The organism is Pseudomonas sp. GNP012, from assembly GCF_054343835.1.
The window spans coordinates 3,552,429-3,571,698 of record NZ_JBTGUU010000001.1 but is presented as its reverse complement, the minus strand read 5'-3'; the positions used below and the strand labels follow the sequence as shown (position 1 = coordinate 3,571,698).

General features: G+C 59.9%; 22 protein-coding genes. 12 read left to right on the top strand and 10 right to left on the bottom strand.

The genetic code is table 11. From position 1 onward, the window contains the following. Nucleotides 1-54 precede the first annotated feature (54 nt). Complete coding sequence (locus tag ACXX83_RS15980) at nt 55-1,404, bottom strand: NCS2 family permease (RefSeq protein WP_015096117.1); 1,350 nt, start codon at nt 1,402-1,404, stop codon at nt 55-57. A gap of 345 nt (nt 1,405-1,749) precedes the next feature. After that, entirely contained in the window at nt 1,750-2,196 is a 447-nt protein-coding gene (locus ACXX83_RS15975) for a MarR family winged helix-turn-helix transcriptional regulator (RefSeq protein WP_015096116.1), read from the bottom strand. 82 nt (nt 2,197-2,278) lie between these two features. Between ACXX83_RS15975 and ACXX83_RS15970 the strand changes: the two genes are divergently transcribed. Further along, nucleotides 2,279-3,445, top strand: a complete 1,167-nt coding sequence (locus ACXX83_RS15970; protein WP_458549068.1) for an aminotransferase-like domain-containing protein — start codon at nt 2,279-2,281, stop codon at nt 3,443-3,445. A 159-nt stretch (nt 3,446-3,604) separates the two neighbouring features. Here the strand turns inward: ACXX83_RS15970 and ACXX83_RS15965 are convergent, their stop codons facing one another. The 5 genes from ACXX83_RS15965 to ACXX83_RS15945 form a co-directional block, all read right to left on the bottom strand. Further along, nucleotides 3,605-3,976, bottom strand: coding sequence for a glutathione S-transferase N-terminal domain-containing protein (locus ACXX83_RS15965; RefSeq protein WP_007988133.1), 372 nt, complete (start codon nt 3,974-3,976; stop codon nt 3,605-3,607). A 104-nt stretch (nt 3,977-4,080) separates the two neighbouring features. After that, nucleotides 4,081-4,626 (bottom strand): GTP cyclohydrolase I FolE, encoded by a 546-nt coding sequence (gene folE, locus ACXX83_RS15960; RefSeq protein WP_003204506.1) that lies wholly within the window; start codon nt 4,624-4,626, stop codon nt 4,081-4,083. A 77-nt stretch (nt 4,627-4,703) separates the two neighbouring features. Continuing rightward, nucleotides 4,704-5,261: a Smr/MutS family protein gene (locus tag ACXX83_RS15955; RefSeq protein ID WP_015096114.1), complete on the bottom strand. Its 558-nt coding sequence runs from the start codon at nt 5,259-5,261 to the stop codon at nt 4,704-4,706. 78 nt (nt 5,262-5,339) lie between these two features. Beyond that, a complete protein-coding gene (locus ACXX83_RS15950) occupies nt 5,340-5,660 on the bottom strand; it encodes a hypothetical protein (RefSeq protein WP_015096113.1) in 321 nt (106 codons plus the stop codon). A 131-nt stretch (nt 5,661-5,791) separates the two neighbouring features. After that, nucleotides 5,792-6,382, bottom strand: a complete 591-nt coding sequence (locus ACXX83_RS15945; RefSeq protein ID WP_007974909.1) for a cysteine hydrolase family protein — start codon at nt 6,380-6,382, stop codon at nt 5,792-5,794. 239 nt (nt 6,383-6,621) lie between these two features. On the opposite strand from ACXX83_RS15945, the gene prmB reads away from it, so the two are divergent. After that, nucleotides 6,622-7,530, top strand: a complete 909-nt coding sequence (gene prmB / locus ACXX83_RS15940) for a 50S ribosomal protein L3 N(5)-glutamine methyltransferase (protein ID WP_015096112.1) — start codon at nt 6,622-6,624, stop codon at nt 7,528-7,530. Between the two features lie 127 nt (nt 7,531-7,657). On the opposite strand, the gene ACXX83_RS15935 is transcribed toward prmB, so the two are convergent. Both ACXX83_RS15935 and ACXX83_RS15930 read right to left on the bottom strand, forming a co-directional pair. Next, nucleotides 7,658-8,449 (bottom strand): hypothetical protein, encoded by a 792-nt coding sequence (locus ACXX83_RS15935; RefSeq protein ID WP_217835904.1) that lies wholly within the window; start codon nt 8,447-8,449, stop codon nt 7,658-7,660. Nucleotides 8,450-8,548: 99 nt separating this feature from the next. Next, a complete protein-coding gene (locus ACXX83_RS15930; protein WP_458549067.1) occupies nt 8,549-9,547 on the bottom strand; it encodes an alpha/beta hydrolase in 999 nt (332 codons plus the stop codon). A gap of 83 nt (nt 9,548-9,630) precedes the next feature. Here ACXX83_RS15930 and aroC point away from each other — a divergent pair, with 83 nt between their 5' ends. From aroC to mtnC, 5 genes are read left to right on the top strand one after another with little or no spacing between them, the layout of a single operon-like run. Next, nucleotides 9,631-10,722 (top strand): chorismate synthase, encoded by a 1,092-nt coding sequence (gene aroC / locus ACXX83_RS15925; protein WP_085716874.1) that lies wholly within the window; start codon nt 9,631-9,633, stop codon nt 10,720-10,722. Between the two features lie 29 nt (nt 10,723-10,751). Next, nucleotides 10,752-11,903, top strand: coding sequence for an MFS transporter (locus tag ACXX83_RS15920; RefSeq protein WP_458549066.1), 1,152 nt, complete (start codon nt 10,752-10,754; stop codon nt 11,901-11,903). Next, nucleotides 11,900-12,526, top strand: a complete 627-nt coding sequence (locus ACXX83_RS15915) for a methylthioribulose 1-phosphate dehydratase (RefSeq protein WP_015096107.1) — start codon at nt 11,900-11,902, stop codon at nt 12,524-12,526. The genes ACXX83_RS15920 and ACXX83_RS15915 overlap by 4 nt, the downstream gene beginning before the upstream one ends. Nucleotides 12,527-12,546: 20 nt before the next feature. Continuing rightward, the gene (locus ACXX83_RS15910) at nt 12,547-13,092 is read left to right on the top strand and encodes a 1,2-dihydroxy-3-keto-5-methylthiopentene dioxygenase (protein ID WP_104449805.1); all 546 of its coding nucleotides are present in this window, start codon (nt 12,547-12,549) and stop codon (nt 13,090-13,092) included. Nucleotides 13,093-13,096: 4 nt separating this feature from the next. Further along, a complete protein-coding gene (gene mtnC, locus ACXX83_RS15905; protein ID WP_458549065.1) occupies nt 13,097-13,780 on the top strand; it encodes an acireductone synthase in 684 nt (227 codons plus the stop codon). Nucleotides 13,781-13,898: 118 nt separating this feature from the next. Here the strand turns inward: mtnC and ACXX83_RS15900 are convergent, their stop codons facing one another. After that, complete coding sequence (locus tag ACXX83_RS15900) at nt 13,899-14,177, bottom strand: DUF3509 domain-containing protein (protein ID WP_015096104.1); 279 nt, start codon at nt 14,175-14,177, stop codon at nt 13,899-13,901. 366 nt (nt 14,178-14,543) lie between these two features. On the opposite strand from ACXX83_RS15900, the gene ACXX83_RS15895 reads away from it, so the two are divergent. The 5 genes from ACXX83_RS15895 to speE all read left to right on the top strand — a co-directional run bounded on the left by ACXX83_RS15895 (nt 14,544) and on the right by speE (nt 19,165). Further along, nucleotides 14,544-16,382, top strand: coding sequence for a long-chain-acyl-CoA synthetase (locus ACXX83_RS15895; protein WP_458549064.1), 1,839 nt, complete (start codon nt 14,544-14,546; stop codon nt 16,380-16,382). A 97-nt stretch (nt 16,383-16,479) separates the two neighbouring features. Then, the gene (locus ACXX83_RS15890) at nt 16,480-16,998 is read left to right on the top strand and encodes an ankyrin repeat domain-containing protein (protein WP_217835898.1); all 519 of its coding nucleotides are present in this window, start codon (nt 16,480-16,482) and stop codon (nt 16,996-16,998) included. A gap of 231 nt (nt 16,999-17,229) precedes the next feature. Next, nucleotides 17,230-17,760 carry a hypothetical protein gene (locus ACXX83_RS15885; protein ID WP_015096101.1) on the top strand — a complete coding sequence of 177 codons (531 nt, stop codon included), beginning with the start codon at nt 17,230-17,232 and terminating at the stop codon, nt 17,758-17,760. Nucleotides 17,761-17,843: 83 nt separating this feature from the next. Beyond that, nucleotides 17,844-18,035: a PLD nuclease N-terminal domain-containing protein gene (locus ACXX83_RS15880; protein WP_104449800.1), complete on the top strand. Its 192-nt coding sequence runs from the start codon at nt 17,844-17,846 to the stop codon at nt 18,033-18,035. A 254-nt stretch (nt 18,036-18,289) separates the two neighbouring features. Further along, nucleotides 18,290-19,165 carry a polyamine aminopropyltransferase gene (gene speE / locus ACXX83_RS15875; protein WP_458549063.1) on the top strand — a complete coding sequence of 292 codons (876 nt, stop codon included), beginning with the start codon at nt 18,290-18,292 and terminating at the stop codon, nt 19,163-19,165. The last annotated feature ends 105 nt before the right edge of the window (nt 19,166-19,270 follow it).

Genomic DNA, 19,270 nt, shown 5'->3' with positions numbered 1-19,270 from the left:
CAAAAGCCTCACCCGACGGGGTGAGGCTGTTTTGAAGCGGGTCCCGCGTAAGGTTTACAGGAAGATGAACTTGGCGATGAAGATCGCGCAGAGCACCCACAGGCTTACGGAGATTTCCTTGTACTTGCCGGTGCCGGCCTTCAACGCCACGTAGGTGATGAAGCCCAGCGCGATGCCATCGGCGACCGAGAAGGTCAGTGGCATCATGATTGCGGTAACGATCGCCGGAATGCTGTCGGTCGCTTCATCCCATTCGATGTGGGCCATGCCGCCCATCATCAGCATCGCTACGTAGATCAGTGCACCCGCGGTTGCATAGGCAGGGATCATCCCGGCCAGCGGCGCGAAGAACATGGCTGCAATAAATAGCACACCTACGGTCACTGCGGTAAGACCAGTCCGACCACCCGCTGCAACACCGGCAGCACTTTCTACGTAGCTGGTGACCGGCGGAACGCCGACTACTGCACCGAATACGCTGGAAGCACTGTCGGCTTTCATGGCGCGGGAGAGGTTTTCGATCTTGCCGTCAGCGCCTACCAGGTTGGCGCGTTGAGCAACCCCCATCAAGGTGCCGGCGGTGTCGAACATGTGTACGAAGAGGAACGCCAGGACCACGCTGATCATGCTGACGTTGAACACGCCGGCGACGTTCATGGCCATCCAGGTCGGAGCCAGGCTTGGCGGGGCCGACATGATGCCCTCGTAGTGCACCAGGCCCAGACCCCAGCCAGCGAGGGTCACGGTGATGATGCTGATGAGGATCGCGCCGAACACCTTGTGATAGCTGAGGATGGCGATCATCAGGAAGCACACGGCAGCGAGCAGCGGGCCGGGTTCGCGCAGGGAGCCGAGCTTGATCAGCGTGGCCGGGCTATCGACGACGATACCCGCGGTTTTCAGGCCGATCAGCCCCAGGAACAGACCCACGCCGGCGCCCATGGCGAAGCGCAGGCTGACCGGGATGCTGTTGAGCAGCCATTCGCGGATCCGCGAGAAGGTCAGGATCATGAACAACACACCGGACACAAACACCGCGCCGAGGGCGGTTTCCCAGTTGTAGCCCATGGTGCCGACTACGGTGTAGGTGAAGAAGGCGTTGAGCCCCATGCCTGGCGCCAGGCCGACCGGCCAGTTGGCGTACAGGCCCATCAACAGGCAACCGAGTGCTGCAGCGATACAGGTGGCGACGAATGCCGCACCATGATCGATCCCGGCGTCAGCCATGATGTTGGGGTTGACGAAAATGATGTAAGCCATGGTGATGAAGGTTGTCAGACCGGCAATCAGCTCGGTCTTCACCGTGGTGCCGTGCAAGCTGAGTTTGAACAGACGCTCCAGCAAGCCATTGCGTAATGGCGGCGAGAGATCCAGCGTCGATGCTTCGGATTTGCGGCTTTCCACAGCGAATACTCCTCAAGAGTTTTATTTTTATTTCCAGGGCCGGACCCATGAGGGTGGCAGCGGTCCTTTGAGGCACTTGCGAATTTGTTGACCGCATGGTCAGGAACTCGCACGAAGTGGATTATGCTTTTGTATACAAAGAATGCAAATAATGTTTTTGATTTTGTCGACGAAAAGTTTGGCAATAGGGATATATCGCCTGTACCGGCCCCTTCGCGGGCAAGCCCGCTCCCACAGGAAACCCGGTCAGGCACAAGATTTGTGGACACCATCCATCACTGTGGGAGCGGGCTTGCCCGCGAAGAGGCCGGAACAGCCAGCATAAAAATCAGCAGGCAGACTGATTCAGTCGGTAAGCGCCTGACTTTTCCCCAACGCCAGATTCACCGCCAACCACCCATTCACCGCCGTCTCCCCAGCCTCGGCAAACACCCGCTCCAGCAATTTCACCTGCTCGCGCCTCAACGCTTGCTCAAACCGCGCGCCTTCCGCAGTCAACTCCAGCAACCGCTTACGCTTGTCCGATTCGGACGCGACGCTGTCGACCAGATGCATCTCCAGCAATTGCCGCAACGGCATGTTCAGCGCCTGCTTGCTTACGCCAAGCAAGGCCAGCAATTCCTTGACGCTCAGGTTCGGATAACGAGCGATGAAAAACACAATGCGTTGATGCACCCGGCTCAGGCCGCGGCGTTCGAGCATTTCATCGGCCTTGGCGGTGAAAGCCTGGTAGCCGAAGAAAAACGCTTCCATGGCTTGCTGTTGGGAAAGCGGGTTTTTAAGGTCAAGCATGTTGACGTATCCATTCGAAGAAGCGTAATTTCGGTCAACAAGTTTGACTCATTTTCCTCATGCCTCGCTACCGGTGATCCCCATGGCTTTTTCCGAACGTGTCTCACGCCTTAAAAGTTCTTTGATCCGTGAAATCCTCGCCGCGGCCCAGCGCCCGCAAGTGATGTCGTTCGCCGGAGGTCTGCCGGCTGAAGCCATGCTGCCGAAGGTCGATTGGGCCGAGATGCCGCTTTCCATGGGGCAATACGGCATGAGCGAGGGCGAACCGGCGCTGCGTGAGGCGTTGGCCGCCGAGGCGCGAGCGTTGGGGGTGGCATGTGAGGCAGGTCAGGTACTGGTGGTCAGTGGTTCACAGCAAACTCTGGATCTGGCTGCCAAGCTCTACATCGACAAGGGCACCGAAATCCTGCTCGAAGCGCCGACTTATCTGGCGGCATTGCAGATTTTCCAGCTGTTCGGGGCCGATTGCCTGACCGTGCCGCTGGAGGCTGACGGGCCGGACCTGGCAGAGCTGCGCGCTCGCCTGGAGCAACACCGCCCGGCCTTCATCTACCTGATCCCGACCTTCCAGAATCCTTCGGCGGTGCGTTACAGCGAAGCCAAGCGCGACGCGGTGGCAGCGCTGCTCGACGAGTTCGGCGTCACCCTGATCGAAGACGAGCCTTATCGCGAACTGACTTTCGACGGTGGCAGCGCCACGCCGATTGTCGGTCGCTTGAAGAAGGCCAGCTGGATCTATACCGGTACGGTGTCGAAAACCCTGTTGCCAGGTTTGCGCGTTGGCTTTCTGATCGCCAGCCCGGACCTGTTTCCCCATCTGTTGAAACTCAAGCAGTCGGCGGACCTGCACACCAACCGGGTTGGCCAGTGGCAGGCACTGCAATGGATCGGAACCGAGAAGTATCAGCAGCATCGCAGTGAACTACGGGATTTTTACCGGGAACGCCGGGATGCGTTCCAGCTGGTGCTGCAAACCCACTTCTCTGATCTGGCGGACTGGAACGAGCCGCAGGGCGGGCTGTTTTTCTGGTTGAAACTCAAGCAGCCGCTGGACACTCGAACCTTGCTCAATGCGGCGTTGGCCAAGGATGTGGCGTTCATGCCGGGCGAGCCGTTCTTCCCCGAGCCGGACAAGCATCACGGGTATTTGCGGTTGAACTTCAGCCACATTGACCCGGCGCGGCTGGAGGAGGGGCTCAAGCGGCTGGCGGCGGTGGTGCGTCAGGCGCAGGCGGCGCAAGCGGCCTGAAAACAAATAAACCGGCGCAAGGGCCGGTTTACTTTTGTCTGAAGTTTGCGGTGCCTGTGCCGGCCTCTTCGCGAGCAAGCCCGCTCCCACAGGTGTCTGCATTCCCACTGTGGGAGCAGGCTTGCCCGCGAAGAGGCCATCAGCCTCACCGAAAAAACATCAGGCTGCCGCGAAACGCTTGTCCAGATAATCAATGATCACCTTGGACTCATACATCCAGGTGGTCTGGCCATTTTCTTCGATACGCAGGCACGGCACCTTGATCTTGCCGCCTTGCTCGAGCAAGGTCTGGCGATCCTGTTCGTTGTTCTTCGCATCGCGAAGGGCCACCGGCACGTTCAGGCGGCGCAGGGTGCGGCGAGTCTTCACGCAGAACGGGCAGGCGTGGAATTGATACAGGGTCAGGCCTTTGGCGGCCGCTTCGACCTGGGCCTGAGCCGCGGCGGGGCGCTTTTTCTTGCCCGGACGCGTGATGAAGTCGATGAAGATGATCAGTTGGCCAAGGCCGACACGAAGCGCTTTTACGAACACGTTGAAAGCCTCACGGTGCTAACGAAGAAGGGCGCGCAGCTTACCTGATTTTTCACGGACGAAAAAAAACCGGCGATGAATGCCGGTTTTCTTCGTGCCGCGAATTACTTGATGAGGCTGAGGAATTCGCTGCGGGTGGCGGCGTTCTCGCGGAATTCACCGAGCATCACCGAAGTGATCATCGACGAATTCTGCTTTTCCACGCCGCGCATCATCATGCACATGTGCTTGGCCTCGATCACCACTGCAACGCCCAGGGCGCCGGTGACTTGCTGGACCGCATCGGCGATCTGGCGGCTGAGGTTTTCCTGGATCTGCAGGCGACGGGCGTACATATCAACGATCCGCGCCACCTTCGACAGGCCCAGGACCTTGCCGCTCGGAATGTAGGCAACGTGCGCCTTGCCGATGAACGGCAGCAGGTGGTGTTCGCACAACGAGTACAACTCGATGTCCTTGACCAGCACCATTTCGCTGTTGTCGGAGCTGAACAGGGCACCGTTGGTGACCTCTTCCAGTGTCTGTTCATAGCCGCGGCAGAGGTACTGCATGGCTTTGGCGGCACGTTTTGGCGTGTCGAGCAGGCCTTCGCGGGAAACGTCCTCGCCGAGCTGGCCGAGGATCGCCGTGTAATTCTGTTCCAGGGACATGAAACTACCTGTGGGATTTTACGCAAAGGGCAAGGGTACGGTGACGGACACGACGCTGCAAGCGTGGCGCATCAGCTTTACTCGTCGCGACCTTCCATCATGGTGCGTTTGAGCATCACATAAACCGCCCCGGCACCGCCATGTTTGGCCTGGCACGAGGTGAAGCCGAGCACTTGCGGATGCTGGCGCAGCCAGGTGTTGACGTGGCTTTTGATCATCGGCCGCTTGCCGTCCAGGCGTACCGCCTTGCCATGGGTGACGCGCACGCAGCGGATTTCGAATTTGGTTGCTTCGGCGAGGAACGCCCAGAGGGTTTCCCGGGCCTTTTCCACGCTCATGCCGTGCAGGTCGAGGCTGCCTTCGAATGGAATCTGACCGATCTTGAGCTTGCGCATCTGGCTTTCCTGCACGCCATCGCGGGCCCACATCAGCTCGTCTTCAGGGCCGACGTCGATGACGAATTGATCGGACAGACCGTCAACGGTGGTGGCATCGGTGCGCACGGTGGCCGCTTGACGCAGCTTGGCAATCTGCGCACGGTCACTCTTGGGTTTGCCGGTTTCGGCGCGATCGTGCTTGATCGGCTTGACGCCGTGGATCGCGCTTTTGAACAGGGAAAAATCGTCGTCTTGCATGTCAGCCTCCGCGAAGGGCGGCCAGTTTACCCAACTCGAAGCGAATCGGGCGCGACAAAAACGCGCGCGGCGTTTGGCTCAGTCGTGTTTTTTCATCAGGTGCGGGGACATGGCCAGTTCCCGCGACTGCCGCGAGCGACGGCGGCAACGGCGCCACAGCCATACACCGAGGTACAGCACGAACAGGCCAATGGCCAGGATCACGGCAGCACCGGTGCGGCTGGTGTTCAGTTCACCCAGGGCAGGTACGTGGCCGAACAGGCTGGCGGCACCGGCCATGGCGAGCAACACGCCGCACATCGCCAGCAATGCCGCGAACGTCGCGCCGATTCGAAAACGCCAGTTGCGTTGGCCTTTGGGCCGCAAGCGGCGAGCGTCAAAACCATCGGATAACTTCATTCCGACCTTCCTCAATGGGTATCGGCCCTTCGACCGGGAGTTGACCGGGATGTTCCTGAGGCTAAGACAATTACGGCAAATGAGAGGTTTTTGCGGATGAGCGGCGTTCCAGGCCGCTCATTGAGCGTCGATCAGATCAGTTCACAGGTCAGCGCGAGGGTGGCGAAGTTGTCGCCCATGATCGCCATTTCGGTCTGATGAACGTGCGCGGCGCTCAGGACACCGCCCTTGTAGGGCAGGTCGCGTGTGGCGCAGGCGTCTTCGATAAGCGTGCAGCGGAAACCCAGGTTCTTCGCCGCGCGCACAGTGGTGCTGACGCTCGAGTGACTCATGAAGCCGCAGACGATCAGGTCGAGGGCGCCGAGGTCCTCCAGGCGTTTGGCCAGTTCGGTACCGTGGAACGCGCTCGGCAGCAATTTGCCGATGATGGTTTCGTCGCTCTGTGGCTCAAGACCCGGAATGAATTCACCACCGACGCCTTGCGGGTTGAACATGCCACCGAGCGTGCCGAGGTGGCGCACATGCACGATCGGCCGGCCGGCGGCACGGGCCGCGGCGAGTAACTGCTTGATGTTCGCGACGGCCTCATCCATGCCGCTGAGGGCCAGCGGCCCGCTCAAATACTCTTTCTGGGCATCGATGATGATAAGGGTCGCATGACTCAGTTTGGCTGCCGGATAACCGCGACCGCTGAGTTGAAACATCGTTTTTGGAACGGACATTCTGGGGCTCCTTGGAGTGGGGCTTTTGCGCCATTGTCCTCTGGCTGAGCGGTTCTGTGAATCGCTACGATCGTAGGTGCCGTGGTTGCTGGCCTCTAGCCTTGTCAATAGTCACGTTTTGTTCAATAGCCTGGCGAAAAAACGGATAACTCCTACATTTGAGTCGGTCGTTTTCCTGCGTCGTCGTGGCGCCGTTTGACTGGTAGAATCGCCCGTCGATTTTTCTGGAGTTTGCCGTCGTGATCACTTCCCGCCTTCGCACCCTGCGTGACCATATCCGTTGGGCCGTCAGCCGCTTCCATGGGGAGGATCTGTTTTTCGGCCATGGCACCGACAATGCCTGGGACGAAGCCCGTCAACTGGTGCTGGGCGCGCTGCACCTGCCGTGGGAAATCGCCGACAGCTACCTCGACTGCAATCTGGAAGAAGACGAAGTGGTCCACTTGCAGCTGCTGCTCAAGCGCCGCATCGAAGAGCGGGTGCCAACGGCCTACCTGCTGGGCGAGGCCTGGTTCTGCGGCATGTCGTTCATAGTCGATCAGCGTGTGTTGATCCCGCGTTCGCCGATTGGCGAGCTGATCGAAAACCGTTTTACCCCGTGGCTGGCCAACGAGCCGGCGCGGATTCTCGATTTGTGCACCGGTTCCGGCTGCATTGGCATCGCCTGTGCCTACGAGTTCCAGAACGCCGAAGTGGTGCTGGCGGACCTGTCGTTCGAAGCACTGGAAGTGGCCAATCAGAACATCGAGCGCCATGGTGTCGATGAGCGCGTGTACACGGTGCAGGGCGACGGCTTCGAGGGCTTGCCTGGCCAGCGTTTCGACCTGATCGTGTCGAACCCGCCCTACGTCGATGCGGAGGATTTCGCCGACATGCCGGACGAATACCAGCACGAGCCGGAACTGGGCCTGGCGTGCGGCGATGACGGCTTGAACCTTGTACGTCGCATGCTTGCCGAAGCGGCGGATCATCTGACCGAGAAAGGCTTGCTGATTGTCGAAGTGGGCAACAGCCAGGTGCATGTCGAGGCGTTGTACCCGGAAGTCGACTTCGCCTGGCTGGAGTTCGAGCGCGGTGGTCACGGTGTGTTCATGCTGAGCGCGCAGCAGTGCCGGGAGCATCAGGCGTTGTTCGCTTCCCGCGTCTGATTGGTTGAAATCCTATCGCTGGCAAGCCAGCTCCCACAGGTTCAGTGTGTGCCGCATCATTTGAGTACGGCGCGAAACCTGTGGGAGCGTGGCTTGCCCGCGATAGCCACACCGCGGTCTCAAGCCTTCAGCGGTGCGTGGCAATCCAGATCAGCAACCCCGCCTGAAACACCGCAAACGCCACCAGGCACGTAATGGTGAAACGCAGCCCGGCGTCTTCGCGTTTGTATTTGCTGACCTTCTCTTCGTGTTTCTTGAGTTTGACTTCCTGCTCGGCCAGGTTCTGCTCGGCTTGCTGGAGCATCTGTGCCGCCTCGAGAATTTCCACGACCTGCAGTTTTTCGCTGTTCCAGTCCCCCGCGAGGTCGCCGACCTTGACTGCTTTGACACTGCCTTTCAAATGCTGGGCATCGGCATACACCACGTCGAAACCGTGCACTCGCAAAAAATGATCGCGGCGCAGGCGGGTGTCTTCGTTGAGCGCTTCCTTGTTGTTCAGGTCAAAGCCGTCGACGGTGTAGGTAGGCCAGCGCTTCTTCGCCCAATTGATACCCTGGGCGATCATGAATCGGCCGATGCCGCGGTTCAGCGGTTCGACCTGCAAACCGCTTTCCGGTCCGAAATGCACGCGCTTTTCGGCGTGATCGACCCACACATCCAGATGATTCTGTTCCTTGCGCACGCGTTGGGAGGGCAGGGTGATGCTCATGCGCATCAGGCTGCGCGCCTTGTCGTTGCGCTCGGCATAGCCGAACTCGACAAAGCGCAATGGGCGCCCGCCTGTATTGCGATCAGTCTTCAGCGGCGCCAGACGGAGCATCTTGTGGTGCTCGACGTGGACGTCCGCCCAGGGCAGCTCGACCGCTGGCGGTGCTTCTGTTTCAGCGGTGGTGTCGGTTGAAGTCTGGGTGTCAGTCATAACGGCGAGATCCTGTCCAAGCTCAGCTTGTTGCCAACCAATGTGCGGGCGACAAAGGCTTATCGGCCGTTTTTTTCAAGACTGGAGGGCAAACAGCGCTTAACTGGTGCGAAGTCCGTCAATAAACCCGAGGATTCGCGCGCCCAGTTCCGCCGCCAGAGGCAATTGCGGGTCTTTATAGGAGGCCAGCTGGCGTTTGACGTCGTTGGGCACGATGCGCATGACGTGGTTCATGCCCTCGATCAGGGCCAGTTCGGCGTCCGGTTTGGCGGCCTTGAGCAGCCTGGCGTCATTGACGCCGACCTGGATGTCGTTGCTGCCCTGGATGATCAGCGCTGGCATCTTCAACTGGCCAAACGCTGCAGCCGGGTCCTGGCGGAACAGGGAAATCAGGTACGGCTGCACGCTCGGACGGAAAATGGCCTGCAAGGGTGGCGGTACATTGTCGTCGGGCTTCCCGGCCTTGAGGCTGTCGAGCAACTCATTACTGCGCAGCAGCAACGGCGGTGGCAGGCGATTGCCCAGTTGCTGGCGGATCACCTGATCGACCGGTCGCGCGCTACCCGAGACGGAAATCACCGCATCGGCGTCGATGGTTGGCGCGGCCAGGCTGGCGATCAAGGCGCCTTCGCTGTGTCCGAGCACGATCAGTTTGCCGAAACGCGGATCCGTCTTGAGCTTCTGGCCCCAGGCCTCGGCGTCGGAAACGTAGGCGTCGACCGTCAGATTGCGTTCGTCCGGCGTCGCGGCCAGGCTTGCTGCAACACCGCGTTTGTCGTAACGCACACTGGCGATGTTGTGTTTGGCCAGCACCCAGGCCAGGCGCTTGAGACTGTCGTTGCGCCCGCCGTCAGGGTTGTTTCCGTCGCGATCCGTAGGGCCGGAACCGGAAATGATCAGGACAACGGGTACCGGGTTGTCGGACTTGGGCAGCAGCAAAGAGCCGAAAAGCTCGCCGGTGCCGGTGTCCAACGTGATCGGCCGTTGCAGGACAGTCGCCTGGGCGAAGCCGGAAATCAGGGTAAGGCTCAAGGCTAGAACTCGCAGCATCATCACGCCATCATCAAGAAGATGCCGGTTGGACTCACAGGCACCCATAAGGTTCGAGGATGAACTACTTGGGTAGCCTGCGTATACTGGCGCGCATTACGTATTCAGGTTCATTTCACGGAGCGTCCTGCATGTCCGGCAATACCTACGGCAAGCTGTTCACTGTCACCACCGCGGGCGAAAGCCATGGCCCGGCGTTGGTCGCCATTGTCGATGGCTGCCCGCCGGGCCTGGAGATATCCCTGGAGGATCTGCAGCGTGACCTGGACCGCCGCAAGCCCGGCACCAGCCGCCACACCACCCAGCGCCAGGAAGCCGACGAAGTCGAAATCCTCTCTGGCGTGTTCGAAGGCCGCACCACGGGGTGCGCCATCGGTTTGTTGATCCGCAACACCGACCAGAAGTCCAAGGACTACTCGGCGATCAAGGATCTGTTCCGCCCGGCCCACGCCGACTACACCTACCACCACAAATACGGCGAGCGCGACTACCGCGGTGGCGGTCGCAGCTCGGCCCGTGAAACCGCGATGCGCGTCGCGGCCGGTGCGATTGCGAAAAAATACCTGGCCAGCCAGGGCATCGTGATTCGCGGCTACATGAGCCAGCTCGGACCGATTGAAATCCCGTTCAAGACCTGGGAGTCGGTCGAGCAGAACGCTTTCTTCAGCCCGGATCCGGACAAAGTGCCGGAACTGGAAGCCTACATGGACCAATTGCGCCGCGACCAGGATTCGGTCGGCGCGAAAATCACCGTGGTGGCCGAGGGTGTGATGCCAGGCCTGGGGGAACCGATCTTTGACCGTCTCGATGCCGAACTGGCCCATGCGCTGATGAGCATCAACGCGGTCAAAGGCGTGGAAATCGGCGCCGGTTTCGCCAGCGTCGCCCAGCGCGGCACCGAACATCGCGATGAAATGACTCCGCAAGGTTTCCTCAGCAACAACGCCGGCGGCATTCTCGGCGGTATTTCCTCCGGTCAGCCTATCGTTGCGCACTTGGCGCTGAAGCCGACGTCGAGCATCACCACGCCGGGCCGTTCCATCGATATCCATGGCAACCCGGTGGAGGTGATCACCAAGGGCCGTCACGACCCGTGCGTGGGTATCCGTGCCACGCCGATCGCCGAGGCGATGATGGCCATCGTGCTGATGGATCATCTGCTGCGTCACCGTGGGCAGAACGCCGATGTGCGTGTGAGCACGCCGGTGCTGGGTCAGCTGTAAATGGCTGACCTCCTGGTCGCAGCCGTCTGATGGCGACTGCGGCGCTCCCGTACTGGCGGCTCTCCAGTTTCTATCTGTTCTATTTCGCCTTGCTCGGTTCGACAGCGCCGTTTCTGGCGCTGTATTTCGATCACCTGGGATTCAGCGCCGCACGCATCGGCGAGCTGGTGGCGATCCCGATGCTGATGCGCTGCGTAGCGCCGAACATCTGGGGCTGGCTGGGCGACTTCACGGGGCAGCGGCTGGCCATCGTGCGTTTCGGCGCGGTGTGCACGCTGCTGACCTTCTCGCTCATTTTCGTCAGCAAGACCTACGCCTGGCTGGCGATGGTCATGGCCTTGCATGCGTTCTTCTGGCACGCGGTGTTGCCGCAGTTCGAAGTCATCACCCTGGCGCACTTGCAGGGGCAGACCGCGCGTTACAGCCAGATTCGTCTGTGGGGATCGATCGGTTTCATCATCACCGTGGTCGCACTGGGCCGGCTGTTCGAATGGCTGAGCCTCGACATCTACCCCGCGGCGCTGGTGCTGATCCTGGCCGGCATCGTCCTCAGCAGCCTGTGGGTGCCCAATGCCCAACCGACACCGGGCAACCGGGTGGCGGGGGACGGATTCCTCAAACAGCTGCGCAGCCCCGGTGTATTGGCGTTTTACGCCTGCGTGGCGCTGATGCAGATGAGCCATGGGCCGTATTACACGTTTCTGACCCTGCACCTCGAACGGCTGGGTTACAGCCGCGGCGTGATCGGCATGCTCTGGGCGGTCGGCGTAGTCGCCGAAGTGCTGATGTTTCTGGCCATGAGCCGGATACTCGCGCGCGTCTCGCTGCGCCGGGTGCTGATGGCCAGCTTTCTGCTGGCGGCGTTGCGCTGGCTGTTGCTGGGCTCGCTCGCGGAGTTTCTCTGGGTGCTGTTGTTTGCCCAGGTGTTGCACGCGGCGACATTCGGCAGCTTTCACGCCGCTGCCATTCAATTCGTGCAACGTAGCTTCGGTGCGCGCCAGCAAGGTCAGGGTCAGGCACTGTATGCCGCATTGGCCGGCACCGGTGGGGCATTGGGCGCGTTGTACTCCGGTTACAGCTGGAACGCCCTTGGCGCCGCATTGACCTTTAGTATTGCCAGCCTCGCAGCGCTCGCGGCTGCCGTTATCATTGCCACATGTATGCAAGAGGACAGGCCATGAGCCTTACCCGTGAACACCTCGCCCAACAAATCATCGACGCCGGGCGTTTTCTCTATGGCCGCGGCTGGTCGCCGGCCACCAGCAGCAATTACTCGACCCGCCTGTCGCCGACCGAAGCCTTGCTGACCGTCTCCGGCAAGCACAAGGGCCAGTTGGGCATGGACGATGTGCTGGCCACCGACCTGTCAGGCAATAGCCTGGAGCCGGGCAAGAAGCCGTCCGCCGAAACCCTGCTGCACACTCAGCTTTACAGCTGGCGGCCCGAGATCGGCGCGGTGCTGCACACCCATTCGGTGAATGCCACCGTGCTGTCACGCCTGACGCCGCAAGACTTCATCGAATTCGAAGACTACGAACTGCAAAAAGCCTTCAGCGGTGTGACGACCCACGAGTCCCGGGTGCGTGTGCCGATTTTTGACAACGACCAGGACATTGCGCGCCTGGCCGCCAAGGTGCAGCCTTGGCTGGACGCCCATCCCGATTGCGTCGGCTACCTGATTCGCGGGCACGGCCTGTACACCTGGGGTGCGCGCATGAGCGATGCCCTGCGGCAGATCGAGGCCTTTGAATTTTTGTTCGAGTGCGAGTTGAAGATGCGCTCGCTCTCGAACGTTAAAGCATGAACCGTTAAGGAGTTGCCCTGATGAGCAGCCTGTCCGTTTATCACGTCTCCAGCCCTGAAATCCCCAACAAGGTGCTGACCCATTTCGAAGACATCGCCTCGACCCTGGCTGAACAAGGCGTGCGCTTCGACCGTTGGCAAGCCGCCACCCGGCTCCAGCCGGGCGCCACTCAGGAAGAAGTGATCGCCGCCTATCAAGCGCAAATCGACCAGCTGATGACCGAGCGCGGTTACATCACAGTCGATGTGATCAGCCTCAACAGCGATCACCCGCAAAAAGCCGAACTGCGCGCCAAGTTCCTCAATGAACACCGCCATGGCGAGGACGAAGTACGATTTTTCGTCGCCGGCCGTGGCCTGTTTACCCTGCACATCGACGATTACGTCTACGCCGTGCTGTGCGAGAAAAACGATCTGATCTCGGTGCCGGCCGGAACCAAACACTGGTTCGACATGGGCGAGCACCCGCACTTCATTGCGATCCGCCTGTTCAACAACCCGGAAGGCTGGGTGGCCAATTTCACCGGTGAAGACATCGCCAGCCAATTCCCGCGTCTGGAGGACTGAGTCGATGCCAATCAAAGCGATTCTCACCGACATCGAAGGCACCACCAGCGCGGTGAGTTTTGTGTTCGACGTGCTGTTTCCCTATGCCGCCAAACACTTGCCGGAGTTTGTTCGTCAGCAGGCCGGGCGCGCTGACGTAGCCGAACAACTGGCCGCCGTACGCCGCGACAGCAATGAGCCGGACGCTGACGTCGAACGGGTCGTCGAGATCCTGTTGGGCTGGATTGCCGAAGACCGCAAGGCCACGCCGTTGAAAGCGTTACAGGGCATGGTCTGGGAGCAGGGCTATCAGGCCGGGCAGTTGCAGGGCCACGTGTACCCGGACGCCGTTGAAGCGCTCAAGCGCTGGCATCAGGATGGCTTTCAACTGTTTGTTTATTCGTCCGGCTCTATCCAGGCCCAGCGGTTGATCTTCGGCTGTTCGGTGGCGGGGGACCTGACGCCGCTGTTCAGCGGCTACTTCGATACGACTTCAGGGCCAAAGCGCGAGGCGCAGTCCTACGCCAACATCACCCGGGTGATCAACCTCCAGGCGGGGCAGATTCTGTTCCTGTCGGACATCGTCGAAGAGCTCGACGCGGCGCGTTCGGCAGGAATGGCCACTTGCGGCCTGGCTCGTGAAGGTGGGGAGCTGGCGGGGCACGTGACCGTGGACAGCTTTGCGCGGATAAACCCCGCTAATTTCTAAACGCCACAAAACCTGTGGGAGCGAGCCTGCTCGCGATGGCGATGTGTCATTCAACATTGATGTTGGCTGACACTCCGTCTTCGCGAGCAGGCTCGCTCCCACAGGTTTATTTACCCTTTTACAGCGAGTGATAAGTCGGCAAGGCAAACCGTTGCTGGCTTTGCAGCAAGGAAATCTGCGGCAGTTCACTGGCTTGTTCGGCGAGGTCGCGGCGAATCGCACTGATGACCCACGTCAGTTGGTCGCCGTTGTGCAATTGCTGGTAGGAAATCGAGCGTTTGAACACTTTGCCTTCGCCGCCGCTCAGGGTCAGCAGGATCCCGCCGTCAGGACGGGCCTGGGTGGCGACTGTGTAGTTGGAGAACAGGGACGAAAACTTTTCCTGGATCAGGCTCATGTCGTTCAGCTCCGTGATGACTTGAATGGCGTGGAGAGACCGTTGCAGCCTTTGTGCCATTATTTTTATTTGATAAATATAAATAAAAACAATGGCTTACTGTTTTTGGCGATTTTTGCATTCGTGCAATCTGCATGAATGGCCATCGTGCATCCTGCATTTTGCGAGGTCGCTCGGCGATTCGATGGAACCATTGTTCATGGCAGGGTTCACGCGGGGCATCGTATCGACCGTGGATCAGATCGCGGATCAAGATCGCAGATACAAAACATTTCAAAAACCGCGTGTACAGCTCAAGAACCGTTGACGTATTTTCGGCCTCAGACATCGCCGCCCGACAATAAAAAAACAGCGAACGGGAGCATCATGAGCCGCACGTCGAACGACACGATTACCTGGGGCATGATGCTCCGCAAGCTGCCTTCCATCGCCAAAACCATCCCCCGGTTGGTCAAGGGCATGAAGGCCGCCAACGTCAAGGACCCGACCCAGGCGTGTGGTTTGGGCTGGAGTTTCGAGCAAGCCACATTGCGCAACCCGGATGGCCCGGCGCTGTTGCAGGACAACGTCACGCTCAGTTACTGCGAGGTCAACCAGTGGGCCAACCGCATCGCCCATCACCTGATCGGCCAAGGTATCGGCAAGGGTGACGTGGTGGCGGTCTTCATCGAGAACCGCCCGGAACTGCTGGTGACGATTCTGGCGGTGGCCAAGGTCGGCGCGATCAGTGCTTTGCTCAATACCTCGCAGACCCGCGACACCCTGGTGCACAGTGTGAATCTGGTGGCGCCGGTGGCGATCATTGTCGGTGAGGAGCTGGTTCCGGCGTATCTGGCGATACGAGATCGGGTGGCGATCCAGTCTGCCCGAACCTGGTTCGTCGCCGATCAGGACACCTCTCGCCAACCGGGTATCGCGCCTGAAGGGTTCATCAACCTGATGACCGTCAGCCTCGACGAAGCCTGCGACAACCCGGCCAGCAGCCAGCAGATTTTCTTTGACGATCCCTGCTTTTATATCTACACCTCGGGCACCACGGGGCTGCCCAAGGCCGGAGTGTTCAAGCATGGCCGCTGGATGCGCAGCTGCGCGAGCTTCGGCATGATCGCGCTGGACATGCGCCCGGACGATGTCGTCTATTGCACCTTGCCGCTGTACCACGCCACCGGCCTTTGCGTGTGCTGGGGCTCGGCCGTCAGTGGTGCCAGCGGGTTCGCCATCCGCCGCAAATTCAGCGCCAGTCAGTTCTGGAGCGATGTACGCAAATACCAGGCAACCACCATCGGTTATGTCGGCGAACTGTGCCGCTACCTGGTCGATCAGCCACCGAGCGTCGACGACAGCCGGCACGATGTGAAGAAGATGATCGGCAACGGCCTGCGTCCCGGCGCCTGGAACGAGTTCAAGACCCGCTTTGCGGTGAATCACATTTGCGAACTCTATGCCGCCAGCGACGGCAATATCGGGTTCACCAACATTCTCAATTTCGACAACACCATCGGTTTTTCCCTGATGTCCTGGGAGCTGGTCGCGTACGACCACGACAGCGGGGCGCCGATTCGTGAAGCCAATGGCTTGATGCGCAAGGTCGCAAAGGGCGAGCAAGGGCTATTGCTGGCAAAAATCGACGACAAGGCTCCGCTGGACGGCTACACCGACCCGCAGAAAACCGCCAGGGTCGTGCTTGAGGATGTGTTCGATAAGGGTGACCGCTACTTCAACACCGGCGACCTGTTGCGCAACATCGGCTTTGGTCATGCGCAGTTTGTCGACCGCCTGGGCGACACCTACCGCTGGAAGGGCGAAAACGTATCGACCACGGAAGTCGAGAACATCCTCCTGCGGCACCCGCATATTTCCGAAGCCGTGGCCTACGGCGTGGAAATTCGCAACACCAATGGCCGGGCCGGGATGGCCGCGATCACTCCCGCCGAATCCCTGGCCACCCTGGACTTCGGCGAACTGCTGGCCTTTGCCCGTGAGCAAATGCCGGCCTATGCGGTGCCGTTGTTCCTGCGGGTGAAAGTGAAAATGGAAACCACCGGGACTTTCAAGTATCAGAAGACCCGGCTCAAGGACGAAGCCTTCGACCCGGGTAGAACCGGTGATGATCCGATCTATGCCTGGCTGCCGGGAACCCAGACTTACGTGCAGGTCACGGAGCAATTGTTGTCCGACATTCACGGCGGCAAGTACCGCTATTGAATCTGGCTATGGCCGCCCATGAGAAAAAACAAGTGACAGTGCCAGGGCCGCTCGGGAAACTGTCGGCTTTTACGAGTGACAGAAAAGGGAGTGCCCAATGTCAGACAAAAGCCGCCAGATGACCCCCGAAGAAGCCGCCGAATTTGCCGAACAGGTATTCAACAAGGCACGGGAGGGCGATGCGGCGATGATGGCCGCGCTGCTGACCAAGGGTTTGCCGCCGAACCTGCGTAACCACAAGGGTGATACCTTGCTGATGCTGGCCGCGTACCACGGTCATGTGGACACGGTAAAAGTCCTGCTGGAGCACAAGGCCGACCCGGAGATCCGCAACGACAACGGCCAGAGCCCGATTGCCGGGGCAGCGTTCAAGGGCGACCTGGCGGTGATCAAGGCCTTGGTCGAGGGCGGCGCGCAGGTTGAAGGCTCGTCCTTCGATGGCCGCACGGCGCTGATGATGGCGGCGATGTTCAACCGCGTCGAAGTGGTCGACTACCTGATCAGCAAGGGGGCCGACCCGCAGGCCAAGGACGCCAATGGCATCACTGCGCTGGAGGCTGCCAGGACCATGGGGGCTTCCGATACGGTTGCTCAACTGGAAAAACTGCTGGGCTGACGTTGAACCCTTTGGCGAGGGAGCCTTTGTGGCGAGGGGGCTTGCCCCCGTTCGGCTGCGAAGCAGTCGTAAAGTCAGCATATGCGGTCTTTCTGATGTACCCCAATTGAATGTTTCGGGGCCGCTTCGCGACCCAACGGGGGCAAGCCCCCTCGCCACAGGTCCGCATTTCCCTCATTAATGCGCTATCCTTCGCGCCCTCAAAATCCCCCTCGCTACAGGATCCGCCCCATGAAAACCGCACTCGTCGAACTCATCAGCAAAATCAGCTCCGGGTGCATGGGCGAAGACGAAATCCTCAAGGTCGCAGACGAAGCGGCCCAGGCCTACGCCGATCCGCAGGCTTTTCTGAGCGCCAATCCGGACATCAATTACGACGAAACCTTCCCGATCCCGTTGGGTGAATGGGTGGTGGTCGGCAGCCTGCCGGAAACGGTGCTGTTCCAGGCTGACACCTACATGGACTTGTTCGCGCAGATCGTCGCCTCGTTCGGCCCGGGTGTGGAATTCAATCTCAAGCCCAAGCAACTGGCCAAGACCGAAGCCTTGACCGCGCTCAACCGCATCCAGGTGCAAATGAGCAGCCTGAACAAGGAAAACGGGGGCTACACGCTGATGAACTTCAGCCAGTTGCTCGATGACGAATTGCAGGTGGTGCTGGTGTACGGCAATGACGTGCCCCGCGTGCTGCAATTGTGCGCAGAAGCCGGCATCGCAGCCGCGCCCGCCCTGGAAGCCCTGAAAGTGGCGATCCACGTCTGATAGCCAAATACTGTCAAATCAAAGGGAACCCTCACGACGACCGTCTATCCTAAGAGGGCAAATCACTCTTCAGGAGCGTCACCATGGGTTCCACGTTCAACAGCCTGGTTGCCTTGATCATTTTTGCCCTGGACATCTGGGCCATCATCAACGTATTCAAAAGCAGCGCCGAGACCGGAATGAAAGTCCTCTGGGTACTGTTGATCGCACTGTTACCGGTGCTGGGGCTGATCATTTGGGCTATCGCCGGGCCGCGGGGCAACGTACGGGCCTGAACAAGCGGCACTGAACCTGTGGGAGCGGGCTTGCTCGCGAAAGCGGTGAGTCAGTCAACATCGATAGTGACTGGCACTACGCCTTCGCGAGCAAGCCCGCTCCCACAGGATTGTGGCAAGTCGAACAAGTGAGGTTCGACCTGTCATGTTCCGCAACGTAGAATGCGCGCCTTTCCCGGTCATTCGAGACGAACGAATGGCCATCATGGGCGGGTAACCGTCCGTTGCCACCCGCATTCATCGGAGCACTTCCCATGAGCAATACCCCGACCAGCGACTACCTGGAAACCCTCTACGAAGGCTACGGCCAGCGTTTTCGCATGGAAAAACTGCTGCACGAAGTGCGCACCGAACACCAGCACCTGGTGATCTTCGAGAACCCGCGCATGGGCCGCGTGATGGCACTGGACGGCGTGATCCAGACCACCGAAGCCGACGAATTCATCTATCACGAAATGCTGACCCACGTACCGATCCTCGCCCATGGCACCGCCAAGCGCGTGCTGATCATCGGCGGCGGCGACGGCGGCATGTTGCGTGAAGTAGCCAAGCACCGCAGTGTCGAGCACATCACCATGGTCGAGATCGACGGCACCGTGGTCGACATGTGCAAGGAATTCCTGCCGAATCACTCCAAGGGTGCATTCGATGATCCACGCCTGAACCTGGTGATCGACGACGGCATGCGTTTCGTCGCCACCACCACTGAAAAGTTCGACGTGATCATTTCCGACTCCACTGACCCGATCGGGCCGGGCGAAGTGCTGTTCTCGGAAAACTTTTACCAGGCTTGCCACCGCTGCCTGAACGAAGGCGGCATCCTGGTGACCCAGAACGGCACGCCGTTCATGCAGATCGAAGAAGTGAAGACTACCGCCGGTCGCCTGCGCAGCCTGTTCCCGGACTGGCACTTCTACCAGGCTGCTGTGCCGACCTACATCGGCGGCTCGATGACCTTCGCCTGGGGCGCGACCGATACCGCTTATCGCAAGTTGACCCGCGAAACCCTGCAACAGCGTTTCACGGGCAGCGGCATCGTCACGCGCTACTACAATCCTGAGATCCACATCGGCGCTTTCGCCCTGCCGCAATACGTGTTGCAGGCAGTGAACAAGCCAAGCAACGATTGATTGGATGAAATGCAACACCTGTGGGAGCGGGCTTGCTCGCGAAAGCGGCGTATCAGTTAGCAATTCTGTCAACTGACACACCCTATTCGCGAGCAAGCCCGCTCC

Excerpts from the sequence above, each read along its gene's own strand:
- speE (WP_458549063.1), top strand. The coding sequence starts at position 18,290 with ATGAGCAATACCCCGACCAGCGACTACCTGGAAACCCTCTACGAAGGC.
- ACXX83_RS15915 (WP_015096107.1), top strand. The coding sequence starts at position 11,900 with ATGAGCCTTACCCGTGAACACCTCGCCCAACAAATCATCGACGCCGGG.
- ACXX83_RS15890 (WP_217835898.1), top strand. The coding sequence starts at position 16,480 with ATGTCAGACAAAAGCCGCCAGATGACCCCCGAAGAAGCCGCCGAATTT.
- ACXX83_RS15900 (WP_015096104.1), bottom strand. The coding sequence starts at position 14,177 with ATGAGCCTGATCCAGGAAAAGTTTTCGTCCCTGTTCTCCAACTACACA.
- ACXX83_RS15880 (WP_104449800.1), top strand. The coding sequence starts at position 17,844 with ATGGGTTCCACGTTCAACAGCCTGGTTGCCTTGATCATTTTTGCCCTG.
- aroC (WP_085716874.1), top strand. The coding sequence starts at position 9,631 with ATGTCCGGCAATACCTACGGCAAGCTGTTCACTGTCACCACCGCGGGC.
- ACXX83_RS15930 (WP_458549067.1), bottom strand. The coding sequence starts at position 9,547 with ATGGGTGCCTGTGAGTCCAACCGGCATCTTCTTGATGATGGCGTGATG.
- ACXX83_RS15910 (WP_104449805.1), top strand. The coding sequence starts at position 12,547 with ATGAGCAGCCTGTCCGTTTATCACGTCTCCAGCCCTGAAATCCCCAAC.
- ACXX83_RS15935 (WP_217835904.1), bottom strand. The coding sequence starts at position 8,449 with ATGACTGACACCCAGACTTCAACCGACACCACCGCTGAAACAGAAGCA.
- ACXX83_RS15920 (WP_458549066.1), top strand. The coding sequence starts at position 10,752 with ATGGCGACTGCGGCGCTCCCGTACTGGCGGCTCTCCAGTTTCTATCTG.
- ACXX83_RS15975 (WP_015096116.1), bottom strand. The coding sequence starts at position 2,196 with ATGCTTGACCTTAAAAACCCGCTTTCCCAACAGCAAGCCATGGAAGCG.
- folE (WP_003204506.1), bottom strand. The coding sequence starts at position 4,626 with ATGTCCCTGGAACAGAATTACACGGCGATCCTCGGCCAGCTCGGCGAG.
- ACXX83_RS15950 (WP_015096113.1), bottom strand. The coding sequence starts at position 5,660 with ATGAAGTTATCCGATGGTTTTGACGCTCGCCGCTTGCGGCCCAAAGGC.
- ACXX83_RS15885 (WP_015096101.1), top strand. The coding sequence starts at position 17,230 with ATGAAAACCGCACTCGTCGAACTCATCAGCAAAATCAGCTCCGGGTGC.
- ACXX83_RS15955 (WP_015096114.1), bottom strand. The coding sequence starts at position 5,261 with ATGCAAGACGACGATTTTTCCCTGTTCAAAAGCGCGATCCACGGCGTC.
- mtnC (WP_458549065.1), top strand. The coding sequence starts at position 13,097 with ATGCCAATCAAAGCGATTCTCACCGACATCGAAGGCACCACCAGCGCG.
- ACXX83_RS15895 (WP_458549064.1), top strand. The coding sequence starts at position 14,544 with ATGAGCCGCACGTCGAACGACACGATTACCTGGGGCATGATGCTCCGC.
- ACXX83_RS15945 (WP_007974909.1), bottom strand. The coding sequence starts at position 6,382 with ATGTCCGTTCCAAAAACGATGTTTCAACTCAGCGGTCGCGGTTATCCG.
- ACXX83_RS15970 (WP_458549068.1), top strand. The coding sequence starts at position 2,279 with ATGGCTTTTTCCGAACGTGTCTCACGCCTTAAAAGTTCTTTGATCCGT.